Consider the following 14889-nt stretch of genomic DNA (forward strand, 5'->3'; position numbering starts at 1 on the left):
TTCCTCTCACTGCCGGTTCAGCTGGGGCCAGATCCGCGACCACGGCGCGTTCCGGCCGTCGTAGCGCCACAGCAGCCCGTCGACCACCTGGGTCTCGTGCGCGAAGTGGGGCCGCAGCAGCCCCGGGTCGAACCCGGCGAACAGCACCGTGTCGGCCGACTCCGGCGGCGGCCCGAAGTACCAGTACGCCCGGTGTCCACTGTAGACGGTGTGGATGCCGTACGGCGCCCCGTAGAACTCGGTCACCGCCGCGAACGGGTAGATCTCGGCGTACACCGCCGTCCGGGCCCGGGTCGCCGGCGGCAGCGCGGCGTACGTCTGCCCGATCAGCTTCGCCAGCTCCTGCTGCGGCAGCTCCCCCTGCGCGAACGAGCTGCCGAGGGAGAACGGCCCGACCGACGTCCGCGCCGAGGCCGGCCACACCGGCAGCGCGACGAGCGTGACGACGGCCGAGAGCACGAACACCGGCCACGCCACGACCTTCCACCAGCGCACCAGGTTCCGCCGGGTCAGGTCGGTCGCGGCGGCCGCGAACGGCACGGCGTAGCAGCCCATCAGGTAGTAGGACCGCCCCTGCGTCGCGACCACGGCCAGCGCCACGAGGATCAGGGCGACGCCGAGGTAGCGGTACGGCCGCAGCTCCGCCGACCGCAACAGCCGCCAGACGCCGTAAAGCAGGGCCACCACGCCGACGCCGATCCCGGCGCCGAGCAGCCCGTCGCGCACCCACGGGCCGTAGCCCGGGAACTCCGCGGCGACGACTTCACTCATGTGGGTGTAGGGCCAGCCGTGCGCGGCCTGCCAGATCAACGTCGGCACCGTGACCACGGCGGCGATCGCCGCGCCCAGCCAGAGCTTCGGGCGCCGGGGCAGGTCCCTCGGCCCGACCACCAGCGCGGCGAGCAGCACCGCCGCCCACAGGGCCGGAATCAGGAACTTCGTCTCCAGCGACACCGCCGTCACGACGCCGGCCCAGACGAGCAGGCCGTCGCGGCGGGTGCGGGTCCAGCGGACGAGCAGCCAGGCGACGACCGTCCACAGGAACGGGTCCAGCACGTAGGTCCCGATCCAGTGGCTGACGATCACGATGCCGGACGTCGCGTAGCACGCCGCCGCCATCGCCTGCGCGCCCCGGCCGCCACCGAACTCACGCGCGATCAGCGCCGTGACGAGCACCCCCGCGGCCGCGGCCAGGGTCATCGGCAGCCGCAGCACGACGAGCGAGTCCGGCGCGATCCAGTCCATCGCCGCGGCCAGCGCCGGGATGAGGGGTGGCTGGTCGAAATACCCCCAGCTCAGGTGATTTCGACCAGCCACCAGGAAGTAGAGCTCGTCGAACCCGCCGGCGTAGCGCCCGCTGGTCAGCAGCAGCGCGAGCCCGGCGAGGCCGGCGATCGCCAGCACCGGGCCGCGGGCGAACGCCACGGTCGTCGCCGGCGGTCGCGTTTGGACAGTCACCACGGTTGCCTCCCTCGCTGTGGTTCGCCCACTCCACCGGATCGGGGCCCCCGCCGGAACGGGGCAAGGAAGGTGATCACGGCGACGAAAGTTGCGGCCCGCGGACCGGTGCGCAACTTTGGTTGCGCATCCGGCGCGGCGGCCTCCGCGAGCGGTTACCGTGGCCGCGTGACCAGCACCAGGCGGCCGTGGTGGCCGAGCCGCGCCGACGTCTTCTGGCTGTTCCTGGCGGCGTTCGCGTTCGCGGGCCTGAACGTCCTGCTCTACGCGCTGGGCGAGGCCACGACCGGGCCGCTCGGCCCGGCGGCCGGGCTGGCGCTGCAGCTGGTCTGCGACTTCTCCCTGGTGCTGCTGTTCCGGTTCCCGCGGCAGGTCGCCTGGTTCGTCGTCGCGGCGGCGGGCCTGATGCTGGCGTCGGACCTGTTCACCCCCGGTCTGCTCGTGCCGGTGCGCCAGCTCGCCCTGACGACGGTGCCGACGATCAGCCCGGTCCTGCTGTCGCAGCTGCCGCGGCTGCTGGACCGGCGGACCGTCCTCTGGCTGGCCGGGATCCTCACGCTGATCGCCGCGCGGCCGTGGGTGCCGAGCTGGAGCACCACGCCGTTCGCGTTGCTCAGCACCACGCTGCCGGCGATGCTCGGGCTGTACGGCGAGGCGCGGCGCCAGCTGCTGCGATCGCTGCGGGACCGCGCGGAACGCGCCGAGCGCGAGCAGCACCTGCTCGCCGAGCGGGCGCGCGCGGAGGAACGGCGGCGGCTGGCGGGCGAGATGCACGACGTCGTCACGCACCGGCTCAGCCTGATGGTGCTGCACGCGGGGGCGCTCGGCGTGACGTCGCACGAGGAGCCGGTGCGGGCGGCGGCCGAGGACATCCGCCGCGAAGGCGTCTTCGCGCTGGACGAGCTGCGCGACCTCGTCGGTGTGCTGCGCAACGGCACCGAGCTGAGCCCGCGGACGCTCAGTCCGGAGCAGCCGGGCGACCCGGCCCTGCTGGTCGAGGAGTCCCGCTCGGTCGGCATCAAGACCGAGCTCGCGGTGGACGGCGACCCGGCGCAGGTGTCGCCGACCGTCGCGCGGACCGCGTACCGGCTGGTGCAGGAGGCGCTGACGAACGTCCGCAAGCACGCGCCGGGCGCGTCGGTGACGGTTTCGCTGCGCTACCACCCGGGCGGCCTGGACGTCTCGGTCGCCAGCACCGCGGCCGGGCAGCGGCCCGATCCGGCCCTGGCGGCCAGCGGCTCCGGGGCCGGCCTGGCCGGGCTGCGGCAGCGCGTCGAACTCGTCGGCGGGCGGTTCGACGCGGGCCCGGTGCGCGGCGGCGGGTTCCGGGTCGGTGCGATACTGCCCGCTTACGTCCCGACGGCGGAAGGCACGCAGCGTGATCCCGGTGCTCGTGGTCGATGACGAGCCGATGGTGTGCGCGCACCTGCGCACGATCCTCGGTTCGGCCGACGACATCGACGTCGTGGCCCAGGCCGCCGACGGCGCCGAGGCCGTCGAGGCCGTGGTCCGGCACCGGCCGCGGGTCGTGCTGATGGACCTGCGCATGCCGGGCGTCGACGGCCTGACGGCGATCGCCCGGATCGCGGCGCTCCCCGACCCGCCGGCGGTGGTCGCGCTGACGACGTTCGACGCGGACACGTACGTGATCCGCGCGCTGCGCGCGGGCGCGGCGGGCTTCCTGGTCAAGTCGACGCCGCCGGAGGACCTGATCGGCCTGGTCCGCGTCGCGGCGGACGGCCACACGGTGCTCTCGCCGTCGGCGGCCCGCCGCCTGGTGGCGCTGTCCTCGGACAGCCGCGAGCGCGGCGACGACGCCCGCCGCCGGACGTCCGGTCTCACGGACCGGGAGCGGGATGTCTTGGCGTGCCTGGGCGAGGGACTGTCCAATGCGGACATCGCGGCCCGGCTGCACCTCGCCGAGGCGACGGTGAAGAGCTACGTGTCACGGATGCTCGTGAAGCTGGACTGCACGAACCGGACCCAGGCGGGCCTGCTGGCCCACGAAGCGGGTCTGGTCGCCCGCTGAAGCGCTAGTTCAATTCGCTTGCCGCGCGCTTGGCGACCCAGCGACTCACCGTTGCCTGGTTCAGCCGGGCGTAGGGAGCGACCTCGCGCTGCGACATGCCGTCGGCGACCAACGAGCAGGTCAGCGAATCGCGTCGCGACTTCCATTCCGCCCGGGCGGCAGCGGCCTTGCTCAGCTCTTCCAAGCCGCCTTCCTCCGTGTTGAAGGCGACTCCGATCGGAGGCCGGTCTTTGAAGGCAACCAGTCGGCTCACCTTCGCCTGACTGACTTTCGCGCAAAGAGCAATCTTCCGCTGCGGCACACCTCGCGCGGCCAGGTCGTGGATCAATGACTCCCACTCCATGGTCGCGTAGGCTTCCTGGATCACAGCTGCTTGCAGCATATGGGCTTCCAGCACCGGAACCGACATAGTGAGAATCCTAGCCTGGCACTCCTGAAGCCAGCGTCACGCGGACGCGGGTGTGTGCTCCGCGTCGTAGGCGTCGCGGGCGTCCTGGACCGACGTCATGTGCCGGCGGGCCCACCGGTCCAGCATCTCCAGCGGCTCGGAAAGGTTGCGCCCCAACGACGTCAGCTCGTACTCGACCTTCGGCGGGATGACCGCGTACGCCGTGCGGGTGAGGATGCCGTCGCGGACCAGGCTGCGCAGGGTCTGCGTCAGGACCTTCTGCGAGATGCCGTCCACGCGGCGGGCGATCTCGGTGAACCGCAGCGGGCCGTCGGTGAGCGCGCCGACGATGAGGACCGTCCACTGGTCGCCGATGCGGTCGAGCAGCTGGCGGGTCGGGCAGTCGCGGTCGTACGGGTCCGGGTGCACAGCGCGTCTCCTCACTTTCCCAAAGAGAGTAACACGCGTTTCAGGCGGTGGGAGCCATCAACGTGGCGAAGAGGATCCGCAGGTGGCGGCGCCCGCGCTCCCAGCGCGCGTCCAGCTCGCCCTGGTCGCGAGTGGCCCAGCTGGCGATGAGGATGCCGCGGACGACGTCCATCGCGGTGTACACCGCGTGCAGGAACTCGTGGTGCCCCGCGTGCTCCGGGAGCAGGGCCTTGCCGAACTCGACCAGGCTGGACGTCGCGATCGGCTCGACCACGGCCATCTGGCGGCGCAGCTCGGCGTCGGTCCGCGACGCGACCCACAGCTCCACCGTCGCCGAGAACACCGGCCCCTGGTGCATCTCCCACATCAGCTGCAGCGCGTCGCCGACCGGGTCGGTGGACGCGCGCAGCCGGTCCAGTTCGGCCATCGCGACCTCGGTGCGTTTCGCCGCCAGGTGCCGGATCGCCGAGGTGACCAGGTCGGCCTTCGTCGGGAAGTGGTGCACCTGCGCGCCGCGCGTGACGCCGGCGCGGTCGGCGACGCGGGTGGTCGTCGTGCCCGCGTAGCCGTACTCGACCAGGCAGTCGATCGTCGCGTCGAGCAGCCGGACGCGCATCGCCGCGCTGCGCTCCTCCTGGGTGCGGCCGGTCGATCCCCGTCGTGGCGCTGACATATGCCCACCTTACTGATCCGGCCAAAAGCAGGCCGCCCCCCGCGCGGCAGGTGACCGTTGCCACCAAGTCATTCGGCCGTGGCTGTGGTCGGATCAGTAACAGACAGCTCAGCTCGGGGCGACTCGCGCCTCGGTCGCGGCAACCAGCCCGGCGACGACCCGCTTGATGAACACGCCCAGGATCCGCCGGTAGAACCAGCCGGTGCCGGGGATCTTCACGGTGAACGTCGAATGCCAGTGGACCTCGGTGCCGCCGTCGGCCGGCGAAAGGTCGACGTAGGCGACGTAGTCCCGCAGCGGCAGGCCGTGCTCCAGCGCGTAGCCGAACCGGCGGCCGGGCTCCAGCGCGACGATCCGCTCGTACGAGCGGGTGCGGCCGGTGCGGAACAGCCGGACCGCGCCGAGCCCTTCCGGCTCCCCTTGCCCCTCGCTGACCAGCTCGAACGACTCCAGTGGCGACCATGTCGGCCAGCTCGCGCCGTCGCGGAGGAGGGCGTAGACGGTGCCGGCCGGCGCGGACGTCCGGCCGCGGACGGAAATGCTCTGTACCATTTGGTACGTGTACCATCTGGTACATGATCGACACAAGCCCGCGTGCCAAGCTGCTGGACGCGGCGATCGACCACATCGCCCACCACGGCGGCGCGAGCAAGAGCCTGCGCGCCCTGGCCGCCGGCCTCGGCACCAGCCACCGCATGCTCATCTACCACTTCGGCTCGAAGGAAGGCCTGCTCACGGCGGTCGCGCGCGAGGTCGAGGCCCGGCAGCGCGCGGCCCTGGCCGACGTCGGCGAGGGCCGCGAGTTCTGGCGGCGGCTGACCGACGAGGACCTGCGCGCCAACGAAAAGCTCTTCTTCCAGCTCTACGGCCAGGCCCTCGGCGGCACCCCGGGCACGACCGGGTTCCTGGACGGCGTGGTCGAGGACTGGCTCGGCCCGATCGAGGCCCTGCTCGCGCAGTACGGCGTCCCCGAGGCCGACCGGCCGGCGCACGCCCGGCTCGGCCTCGCCGTCACCCGCGGCCTGCTGCTGGACCTCGTCACGACCGGCGACCGCGAAGCCGTCGACGCCGCGATGGAGCTTTTCCTGGCGGCGTACCAGAAGTGATACTGGCGTCATGCGGCTGACACTGGGGTTCCTGCTCGCGCTGGTCACGACGGCGGTCCTCGCGCCCGCGGCGGCGGCCGAAACCGGCCCGGTCCGCGCGACGGCGTGGGTCGAAACCGGCGCCGACCTCGACCACGACGGCAGGCCCGACCGCGTCGCCGCCGACGTCGTCCGGCCCGCCGGGCGCGGACGCGTCCCGGTGATCCTCGACGTCAGCCCGTACTTCGCGTGCTGCGGCCGCGGCAACGAGTCCCAGAAGAAAACGTTTGCGCCGGACGGCACCCCCGAGCAGTTCCCGCTGTTTCTCGACAACTACTTCGTGCCGCGCGGGTACGCGGTGGTGCTGGCCGACGTCGGCGGCACGAACCGCTCGTCCGGCTGCTTCGACGACGTCGCCGACGGCAACGCCGTCGTGAACTGGCTCAACGGCCGGGCGAAGGCCTTCGACGCGCCCGACGGCGGCCGGCCGGTGACGGCGGGCTGGGCCACCGGGGACGTCGGCGCGATCGGCAAGTCCCAGGACGGCGCCACGGCGATCGGCATGGCCGCGTCCGGGATCCCCGGGCTGAAGACGATCGTGCCGATCGAAGGCGTCGCCGACAACTACGCCCAGCTCGTCGCGAACGGCGCGCCCTTGGCGACGCCGGACAACACCGGGTCGGCCTTCACCTACAACGACCGCGCGGCGCGGTTGTGTCAGCCGTTCGAGGCGGACGTCAAGGCGCGCATGGGCACGGACGGTGACTACAACGGCTATTGGCAGAGCGTGAACTACGTCCCGCAGGCCGGGCGGGTGCGCGCGAGCGTGCTCATCGCGCAGGGCTTCGGGGACAGCGTCGTCGGCCCGGACCAGTTCGCCGCCTACTGGGCCGCGCTCGGCCGGGCCGGGGTGCCGCGCAAGGCGTGGCTGAGCCAGGCCGGCCACGTCGACCCGTTCGACCTGCAGCGGGCGCGGTGGGTGGACACGCTGGGCCGCTGGTTCGACCGCTGGCTGCGGGGCGTCCGCAACGGCGTCGAGCACGAGCCCGCCGTGCACCTGGAAACCACGCCGGACCGGTGGACGGACGTCCGGGCCTGGCCGCCCGCGACCGCCGCCACGACGTTCCGGCCGGCGGCCGACGGCACGCTCGGCCGGCGTGGTTCCGGCACGGCCACCGTCGTCGACGACCCGGCGGTCGGCCGCGAGCAGTGGGCGGCCGGGACGTCGGCCGCGCGGTTCACCGGCGCTCCCCTGACCTCGGCGGTGCGCCTGGCCGGGACGCCGTCGGTGACGATCACCGCGTCGTCCGACAAGCTCGCCGCGCGGCTCGGCGTCGCGCTCGTCGACTACGGCCCGGCCGACGCGCGGAACACCGCGAACTACGGCAGCGGGATCAAGACCCTGACCACCCGGTCGTGCTGGGGCGTGAGCCGGCCCGGTGACAGCGCGTGCTTCCTGGACACCGCCACCGACCTGGTCCACGCCGACCACCAGATCGTCGCCGCGGGCTGGGCCGACCTCGGGCACCACGCGTCGCTGCGCCACGGCGAGCCGCTCGTGCCGGGGCGGGCGTACCCGATGACGTTCACGCTGAGCAGCCTCGACCACGTCGTCCCGGCCGGGCACCGGCTCGGCCTGCTGCTCGGCGGCACCGACGGGCAGCTGTTCGACCCGGCGCTGCCGGTGCTGGGCGACACGCTGACGTTCGACCTCGCGCGGACGTCGATCACCCTGGGCCTTACACAGCCCGAACATTAGGCGCACGCCGCCCGAACACCGGCCCGCCAGAGTTCTCCTCGTACCCGGAAACGTACCCGGAAACCTGTACTGAGGGAGACACCATGCGAGGACCCATCTGGACGCGGCGGCTGGCACTGGCGGGCGCCGGGAGCGCGGCCTGCTTGCTGGCGCTGGCGCCGCTGGCCTCGGCCCAGACGACGTCCCCGGCGCCGGTCGCGCCGATCACGCTCAGCCCCGAGGAGTCGCAGCAGGTCTGCGGCGACTGGGTGCCGAAGCTGCAGAAGCGGGCCGACAACCTGGAGAAGCGGATCAACGGCGGCGCCGAGGTCGCCGGCTCGGTCGCCAACCTCAAGGCCCGCGCCCAGGACCAGCGCACGGCCGGGCACAACGACCGCGCCACCAAGCTCGACGAGCGCGCCACCAAGCGGCAGGGCAAGGTCGGCGAACTGACCACCGCGAAGCAGAAGCTCGACGCCTTCGCGTCCGCCCACTGCAAGCCGGCCGCCCCGGCACCGACCAAGTGAGGGCGGCGAGGATCGCGGCCGCGGTCGGGGCGGCCGCGCTCATCACGCTCGGCTGCTCGGCCTGCCGCGACAACCTGATGGGCTCGCCGGACCCCGGCACCTCCCCGGCGTCGTCGGAACTGAGCGGCATCGAATCGACGCTCAACGGCGTCGAGTCCGACATGAACGACGACGGCTCCCCGTGACCGGCTAGCGTCTCCCCGGGGGCGACGGCGGAGACGGGAGCGGGAATGGGGTCACCGGGGCGCGGCCTCGTCCTCGTGGTCGAGGACGAGGCCGCGATCGCCGAGCTGGCGGCGCTCTACCTCAAGCGTGACGGCTTCGGCGTGCAGGTCGAGGCGGACGGCGGCCGCGCGCTCGACGCCGTCCGGCGGCTCAAGCCGGTGGCGATCGTGCTCGACATCGGACTGTCCGGAATGGACGGTATCGAGATCTGCAAGACGCTGCGCGCGGCCGGGGACTGGACGCCGGTGCTGTTCGTCACCGCCCGCGACGACGAACTGGATCGCTTGCTGGGCTTGGAGATCGGCGCCGACGACTACCTGACCAAGCCGTTCAGCCCGCGCGAGCTGGCCGCCCGGGTCCGGACCGTGCTGCGACGCGCGTCCGGCGCGGCGCCGGCGCCCTCGGCGTTCACCGTCGGCGCGGCGCGCGTCGACCTGACGAGCCGCCGCGCCTGGGCCGGCGAGACGGAGATTTCCCTGACGTCCACGGAGTTCGACTTGCTCACGCACCTGCTCCGGCACCCGGGGCAGGTGCTTTCGCGCGACCAGCTGCTCAGCGCCGTCTGGGGCTACGCCGCCGCGGCGGGCACACGCACGGTCGACGTCCACGTCGCGCAGCTGCGGGCGAAACTCGGTGCGGCCAGTCCGATCAGGACGGTCCGCGGCATCGGCTACGCGGCGGACCCGGCATGAGGTACCGCGGGACGCTCGCCGGGCGGATCACGCTCGTCTGCCTCGCCGTCGCCGGGATCGCGGTGATCGTGGCCGGGTTCGTGGCGGCGCGGCTGATCCGGACGACGGCGGACAACGTGCTGCAGGCGTCGCTGTCCGCGCAAGCCGACGTCGTCGCGTCGCAGCTCGACGAAAGCGGCATCGGCAACCGGCTCGGCGTCGGCAAGGTCGCCGACGTCGTCCGCGGCCAGGGCATCTCGGTCGTGGTGCGGCGCGCGGGCGGCCAGGCCGTCGGGGACGCCGTATCGGTGCAGGCTGCGGCGAAGGCGGGGCTCGGCGCCGCGCACTCGGAGCGGGTGCTGGTCGCGGGCGCGCAGTACCTGGTGGAGACGCGGGCGGTCGGGACGCGCGGGGCGGCGTTCGCGCTGGTCCTGCCGGCGCGCAACGCGGAGACGACGCAGCGCGCGCTGGTGCGGAACATCGCGTTCGCGCTGGGGATCGGGCTGCTGGTGGCGGCCGCGGCCGGGTTCGTGTCCGGCAGGTTGCTGAGCCGTCCGCTGCGCCGGGCGGCCGCGGCTGCCGGATCGTTGCGGGCCGGCCGGCGGGACGTCCGGGTGCCGATCGAGGGACCGCGGGAGGTCGCGGAAGTCGCGGGTTCGCTGAACTCGCTGGCCGACGCGCTCGCGCAGAGCGAAGCGAGGCAGCGGGACTTCCTGCTGTCGGTGTCGCACGAGCTGCGGACGCCGCTGACGGCGGTGACGGGCTTCGCCGAGGCGATCGCGGACGGCGTCGCGTCGGGCGACGACGCCCAGCGCGCGGGCCAGACGATCCAGCGCGAGGCGGCGCGGCTGGAACGCCTGGTCACGGACCTGCTGGAGCTGGCCCGGCTGGGCGCCGACGAGTTCCGCCTGGACGTCACGACCCTGGACCTGGGCGCGCTGCTGCGCGACTGCGCCGAGGTCTGGCAGCTGCGGTGCGCCCGCGAAAACGTGCGGCTGTCCGTTGCGGCGCCCTCTTCCCGGGTCCCGGTGCGGGCCGACGCCCGACGGCTGCACCAGGTCGTCGACGGCCTGGCGGAAAACGCGCTCCGAGTAACCCCCTCGGGCGCCCCTATGGTCTTCTCCCTGTCTTTGTCCGGCTCCGACGCCCACCTTTCCGTCCGCGACGGCGGCCCGGGCCTGGCCCCGGAGGACTACCCGGTGGCGTTCGAGCGCGGCGTGCTGAACGCCCGCTACCGCGACCGCCGCCCGGTGGGCTCGGGCATCGGCCTGGCCCTGGTCCACGCCCTGGTCACCCGTATGGGCGGAGGCCTGACCGCCGGCCCGGCCCCCGAAGGCGGCGCCGCGTTCACCATCACCCTCCCCCTGGCCGGCCCCGTCTGACCCGACCCTCCAGGCACGCGACCCGACCGTCCAAGTACGCGACCCGACTCTCCGGGTACGCGAGTCGACCCTTCAATCACGCGAGTCGACTCCCTAATCACGCGAGATGCCTCTCCAAGCACGCGACGTCGCGTCAGGACGGCGGTGCCAGCTGGGCCGCGCGGTCGGTTACGTCCATGACGGCCCAGTGCTCGACGACCCGGCCATCGCGGACGCGGATCATGTCCATGCTGGTCACGGCGTAACTGCGGCCGGTCGAGATCTGCGTGCCGGTGCTCGTGTAGCGGTTCACCGAGAACTCGCCGTCGGCGACGTTGCGCTCGACCCGCACACCGACGTCGCGGAAGTCGGCGAAGAACTCGCCGCCCAGCATGGCTTCCCACTTCGCCCGCCAGGCGTCGATGCCGTGGTGGTCGCCGCCCGCGCCGCCGCGGTGGTCGACCACGTCCGGGTCGATGTAGCGCAGGCCTTCGGCGACGCTCTCGGCCGTGAACGGCGTCAACGCGATCAGCCGGCGGTGGACTTCGGCGGCGTCCATGGTCACTCCTTAAGTGGGGACTTCCCCGGTTATGATTCGGCTACGCTAACCGGGGACATCCCCACTTGACAAGGGAGCAGCATGACGGCACGGGCCCGCAGGTCGGACGCGCGGGACAACCAGGCACTGCTGCTCGCCGCCGCGAAGGACGTCTTCGCCGAGGACGGGCCGGACGCGCCGCTCGACCGCGTCGCCCGCCGCGCCGGCGTCGGCAACGCGACGATGTACCGGCACTTCCCGAACCGGCGCGAACTGGTCGTCGCGGTGTACGCCGACGAAGTCGCGGAGCTGCGAAGCCGCGCGGACCTCGACGCGGACGACCCCGGCGAAGCGCTCTTCGCGTGGCTCGGACTGTTCGTGGAGCATGTCCGGACCAAGCGCGCCCTCGCGCTGTCGCTGGCCGATCCCGCGGGCGAGCACGAGAGCCTGTTCGCCGGCTGGCACGCCGCGATGAACACGACCGCGGCCGCCCTGCTCGGCCACGCCCGGGCCGCCGGCGCCGTCGCCCCCGACGTCACGGAGCTGGACCTCCTCCTGCTCGCGACCGGCATCGCCCTCTCCGGCGGCGACCCCGCCCGGCTGCTCGCCCTGGTCCGCCGCGGCGCGGCGGCCTCCTGAACGCGTACCGGACGGTCGGCTCGCATACCCAGAGAGTCGGCTCGCGTGATTGGAGAGTCGACTCGCGTGATTGGAGAGCCGGCTCGCGTGACTGGGGGGTCGGCAGGTGACGGGAGGGGTGGGGCGGTGGGTCGTTAGGGTCTGGGGATGGAGATGCTGCACCTGCGCTACTTCGTCGCGGTCGCCGAGGAGCTGAACTTCTCGGCCGCGGCTCGGAAGCTGCACATGGCCGCGTCCCCGTTGAGCCAGCGGATCAAGGACCTCGAACACGAACTGGGCCAGCAGCTGTTCGACCGCAGCACCCACCACGTCACGCTCACCCCCGCCGGGACCGCCCTGCTGCCGCTCGCGCGGGACGTCCTCGAGCAGGTCGGCGCGATCCCCTGGAAACTCGAGGAGGCGACGCGACCGCAGCGCAGCACCGTCTTCCTCGGCATGCCCGCCGGGGTGCACCCGGACCTGCGGGACCGCGTCAACGCCCTCGCCGAGCTGGTCAAGGCGCGCTACGAGGTCAAGCGCTGGCCCGGCACCACCGCCGACCTCGTGCAGGGCGTGCACGACGGGAAGCTCGCGCTCACCCTCGCCCGGCTGCCGGTCACCGATCCGGCGCTGGAGCAGCTGCCGGTGATGTCGGAGCGGCTCGGCGCGGTCGTCCCGGCCGACATGTTCGCCGGGCGGGACTCGGTGACGCTGGCCGAGCTGGCCGAATTCCCGTACGTCGCCTCACCCGGGGACATCACGCCCGCGTACTTCGACCAGCTCGACCACCAGCTGAGCGAATTGGGCGTCAAGAACCGCATTCGCCTGACCAACACCGGCTACGGCGGAACGTCCGAAATCATTTCCAGCGGCGAGGCCTTTTCCATTTCCATGGTGGACGACCGGAGCCCGATGCACGGCTACCGCCTCGACAACGTCATCGTGCTGCCGTTCACCGACTTCCGGCCCCAGCTGGACACCGGCCTGCTCTGGCGGCGCGATCGCGCCGACGGCGACCTGCGGGAACTCGTCGAAGCCGCGAAAGACGTCTTCAAGGAACCCCTCAGCAGCTGACAGAAATGGTATGACCGCCGTGGTCACACCATTGTGCTTATCATGATCATTCCCTTTGGTCGCCATCGCGCCTAGCTTCGTAAGTAGAGCAACGAAGCAAGGCGCGAAAGGACGAATGATGACGGACATCACCCCGACCGCCGCCGGCCCGCTGGACGGCGTGCGCGTGATCGACCTCTCGACCGTGGTCATGGGCCCGTACGCGGCCCAGATCCTCGGCGACCTCGGCGCCGACGTGATCAAGATCGAGTCCCCCGCGGACACTGTGCGGGTGGGCCAGTACCGCACCACGCCGGGCATGACCCCGCTGAACCTGAACGTCAACCGCAACAAGCGCAGCGTGGCCCTCAACCTGAAGGACGACGCCGAGCGCGAGCAGGCGCTGAAGCTGATCGACACGGCCGACATCCTGATCACCAACATGCGCCCCGGCGCGCTGGCCCGCCTCGGGCTGAACTACGCCGACGTCGCCGAGCGCAACCCCCGCCTGGTCTACGCCCACGCGCAGGGCTTCCGCGGCGACTCCGCACAGGCCGGCAACGCCGCCTACGACGAGACCGTGCAGGCCTCCTCCGGCCTGGTCGACGTCGCGAACCGCGCCTTGGGCAAGCCCGTCTACCTGCCGACGATCATCGGCGACAAGGTGTCGTCGCTGACCATCGCCTACAGCGTGCTCGCCGCGCTGGTCCACCGCGACAGGACCGGCCAGGGCCAGCAGATCGAGATCCCGATGACGGACACGCTGCTCGCGTTCAACCTGGTCGAGCACCTCGCCGGGCACACCTACGAGCCGGCCGAGGGTCCCACCGGTTTCGCGCTGTCGATGACGAAGGGCCACGCCGCGGTAGCCACGAAGGACGGCCTCGCCTGCGTGATCCCCTACAACCCCAAGAACTTCCGCGACTTCTTCGCCGCGGCGGGCCGCCCGGAGCTGGCCGCGGACCCGCGCGTCAACGGCGAGGCCATCGACCGCGCCGACAACGAGTGGCTGACCGAGCGGATCGCCGCGTGCGCCCCGGCGCTGACCACCGAGGAGTGGGCCGAGGTCTGCGCGAAGCACAGCATCCCGATGGCGCCGGTGCTCGAACTGGACCGGGCGCACGAGGACGGCTACGTCCGCGACGGCCACCTGCTCGACGCCGTCGAGCACCCGAGCGAGGGCACCATCCGCACGGTCGGCATCCCGGTGAAGTTCTCCGCGACGCCCGGCTCGATCCGCCGCCTGGCCCCGCTGGCCGGCCAGGACACCGCCGAAGTCCTCGCCGAACTGGTCTGAACCACTCGCACTTTCCCTATGAAAGTGACGTAAAGAGAGTGTGAAGTCATGAGCACCACTGAAGTACGCACCGAGCGGATCGGCAGCACCCTGCTGATCACCATCGACCGGCCGCAGGCCCGCAACGCGGTCAACGCCGCCGTCGCCGCCGGGCTGGCCGCCGCGCTGGACGAGCTGGAAGCCGACCCGGCACTGCGCGCCGGTGTCCTCACCGGCGCCGAGAACACCTTCAGCGCCGGCATGGACCTCAAGGCCGCGCTGAAGGGCGAGTCCCCGGAGATCCCGGGACGCGGGTTCGGCGGCCTCACCGAGGCCGAGCTGACCAAGCCGCTGATCGCCGCCGTCGAAGGGTTCGCCATGGGCGGCGGGTTCGAACTGGCCCTGGGCTGCGACCTGATCGTCGCCGCCGAAGATGCGAAGTTCGGCCTGCCCGAGGTCAAGCGCGGGCTGATCGCCGCGGGCGGTGGCGTGATCCGGCTGCCGAAGCGGATCCCGCACCACCTGGCGATGGAGTTCCTGCTCACCGGCGAGCCCGTCACCGGCCGCCGCGCCGGCGAGCTGGGCCTGGTCAACCGCGTCACGCCGAGCGGGGACGCCGCCGCCGTCGCGCTGCAGCTGGCCGAGAAGCTGGCGGAGAACGCGCCCCTGGCGCTCGCGGCCGTCAAGAGGATCGTGCGAGCCGCGGATCCCGCAGCCGTGCAAAGCGAAGAAATCAAGAAACTGATGCAGTCCGCCGACGTCCGCGAGGGCATGACCGCCTTCGCCGAGCGCCGCAGTCCGAAGTGGACCGGTGAGTGAC

18 protein-coding genes are annotated in these 14889 nt (G+C 72.3%); 12 read left to right on the forward strand and 6 right to left on the reverse strand.

Going from position 1 to position 14889, the window contains the following annotated elements; all coding sequences use genetic code 11:
• Nucleotides 1–6: 6 nt before the first annotated feature.
• Nucleotides 7–1461, reverse strand: coding sequence for an ArnT family glycosyltransferase (locus ACLJQZ_RS10740; RefSeq protein ID WP_410619854.1), 1455 nt, complete (start codon nt 1459–1461; stop codon nt 7–9).
• 165 nt (nt 1462–1626) lie between these two features.
• Here ACLJQZ_RS10740 and ACLJQZ_RS10745 point away from each other — a divergent pair, with 165 nt between their 5' ends.
• Together ACLJQZ_RS10745 and ACLJQZ_RS10750 are read left to right on the forward strand one after the other, a co-directional pair.
• Complete coding sequence (locus tag ACLJQZ_RS10745; RefSeq protein ID WP_410619855.1) at nt 1627–2862, forward strand: sensor histidine kinase; 1236 nt, start codon at nt 1627–1629, stop codon at nt 2860–2862.
• Nucleotides 2837–3487, forward strand: coding sequence for a response regulator (locus tag ACLJQZ_RS10750; protein ID WP_410619856.1), 651 nt, complete (start codon nt 2837–2839; stop codon nt 3485–3487). Before ACLJQZ_RS10745 ends, ACLJQZ_RS10750 begins: the two co-directional genes overlap by 26 nt.
• 4 nt (nt 3488–3491) lie before the next feature.
• On the opposite strand, the gene ACLJQZ_RS10755 is transcribed toward ACLJQZ_RS10750, so the two are convergent.
• The 4 genes from ACLJQZ_RS10755 to ACLJQZ_RS10770 all read right to left on the reverse strand — a co-directional run bounded on the left by ACLJQZ_RS10755 (nt 3492) and on the right by ACLJQZ_RS10770 (nt 5529).
• On the reverse strand, nt 3492–3896 hold the full coding sequence (locus ACLJQZ_RS10755; protein ID WP_410619857.1) for a hypothetical protein: 405 nt from the start codon (nt 3894–3896) through the stop codon (nt 3492–3494).
• Nucleotides 3897–3932: 36 nt separating this feature from the next.
• On the reverse strand, nt 3933–4304 hold the full coding sequence (locus ACLJQZ_RS10760; RefSeq protein WP_326943088.1) for a helix-turn-helix domain-containing protein: 372 nt from the start codon (nt 4302–4304) through the stop codon (nt 3933–3935).
• A 40-nt stretch (nt 4305–4344) separates the two neighbouring features.
• On the reverse strand, nt 4345–4920 hold the full coding sequence (locus ACLJQZ_RS10765; RefSeq protein WP_326951604.1) for a TetR/AcrR family transcriptional regulator: 576 nt from the start codon (nt 4918–4920) through the stop codon (nt 4345–4347).
• A gap of 165 nt (nt 4921–5085) precedes the next feature.
• Complete coding sequence (locus ACLJQZ_RS10770) at nt 5086–5529, reverse strand: SRPBCC family protein (protein WP_410619858.1); 444 nt, start codon at nt 5527–5529, stop codon at nt 5086–5088.
• 23 nt (nt 5530–5552) lie between these two features.
• Here ACLJQZ_RS10770 and ACLJQZ_RS10775 point away from each other — a divergent pair, with 23 nt between their 5' ends.
• The 6 genes from ACLJQZ_RS10775 (at nt 5553) to ACLJQZ_RS10800 (ending at nt 10605) form a co-directional block, all read left to right on the forward strand.
• Complete coding sequence (locus tag ACLJQZ_RS10775; protein WP_410619859.1) at nt 5553–6083, forward strand: TetR/AcrR family transcriptional regulator; 531 nt, start codon at nt 5553–5555, stop codon at nt 6081–6083.
• A gap of 10 nt (nt 6084–6093) precedes the next feature.
• Nucleotides 6094–7821 carry a CocE/NonD family hydrolase gene (locus tag ACLJQZ_RS10780; RefSeq protein ID WP_410619860.1) on the forward strand — a complete coding sequence of 576 codons (1728 nt, stop codon included), beginning with the start codon at nt 6094–6096 and terminating at the stop codon, nt 7819–7821.
• Between the two features lie 83 nt (nt 7822–7904).
• Nucleotides 7905–8327 carry a hypothetical protein gene (locus ACLJQZ_RS10785; RefSeq protein ID WP_326959751.1) on the forward strand — a complete coding sequence of 141 codons (423 nt, stop codon included), beginning with the start codon at nt 7905–7907 and terminating at the stop codon, nt 8325–8327.
• Nucleotides 8324–8512, forward strand: a complete 189-nt coding sequence (locus tag ACLJQZ_RS10790) for a hypothetical protein (RefSeq protein WP_328451521.1) — start codon at nt 8324–8326, stop codon at nt 8510–8512. The genes ACLJQZ_RS10785 and ACLJQZ_RS10790 overlap by 4 nt, the downstream gene beginning before the upstream one ends.
• Before the next feature lie 45 nt (nt 8513–8557).
• Nucleotides 8558–9244: a response regulator gene (locus ACLJQZ_RS10795; protein WP_410619861.1), complete on the forward strand. Its 687-nt coding sequence runs from the start codon at nt 8558–8560 to the stop codon at nt 9242–9244.
• Entirely contained in the window at nt 9241–10605 is a 1365-nt protein-coding gene (locus ACLJQZ_RS10800; RefSeq protein WP_410619862.1) for a sensor histidine kinase, read from the forward strand. Before ACLJQZ_RS10795 ends, ACLJQZ_RS10800 begins: the two co-directional genes overlap by 4 nt.
• A 133-nt stretch (nt 10606–10738) precedes the next feature.
• Here the strand turns inward: ACLJQZ_RS10800 and ACLJQZ_RS10805 are convergent, their stop codons facing one another.
• The gene (locus ACLJQZ_RS10805) at nt 10739–11143 is read right to left on the reverse strand and encodes an ester cyclase (protein WP_410619863.1); all 405 of its coding nucleotides are present in this window, start codon (nt 11141–11143) and stop codon (nt 10739–10741) included.
• Between the two features lie 81 nt (nt 11144–11224).
• Between ACLJQZ_RS10805 and ACLJQZ_RS10810 the strand changes: the two genes are divergently transcribed.
• The 4 genes from ACLJQZ_RS10810 to ACLJQZ_RS10825 all read left to right on the forward strand — a co-directional run bounded on the left by ACLJQZ_RS10810 (nt 11225) and on the right by ACLJQZ_RS10825 (nt 14888).
• A complete protein-coding gene (locus tag ACLJQZ_RS10810) occupies nt 11225–11761 on the forward strand; it encodes a TetR/AcrR family transcriptional regulator (protein ID WP_410619864.1) in 537 nt (178 codons plus the stop codon).
• Nucleotides 11762–11908: 147 nt separating this feature from the next.
• A complete protein-coding gene (locus tag ACLJQZ_RS10815; protein ID WP_410619865.1) occupies nt 11909–12814 on the forward strand; it encodes a LysR family transcriptional regulator in 906 nt (301 codons plus the stop codon).
• 118 nt (nt 12815–12932) lie between these two features.
• On the forward strand, nt 12933–14090 hold the full coding sequence (locus ACLJQZ_RS10820) for a CaiB/BaiF CoA transferase family protein (RefSeq protein ID WP_410619866.1): 1158 nt from the start codon (nt 12933–12935) through the stop codon (nt 14088–14090).
• Nucleotides 14091–14138: 48 nt separating this feature from the next.
• On the forward strand, nt 14139–14888 hold the full coding sequence (locus ACLJQZ_RS10825) for a crotonase/enoyl-CoA hydratase family protein (RefSeq protein WP_410619867.1): 750 nt from the start codon (nt 14139–14141) through the stop codon (nt 14886–14888).
• Nucleotide 14889: the final 1 nt, after the last annotated feature.

This window comes from Amycolatopsis sp. cmx-8-4, assembly GCF_046548675.1.
Lineage (GTDB): Bacteria > Actinomycetota > Actinomycetes > Mycobacteriales > Pseudonocardiaceae > Amycolatopsis.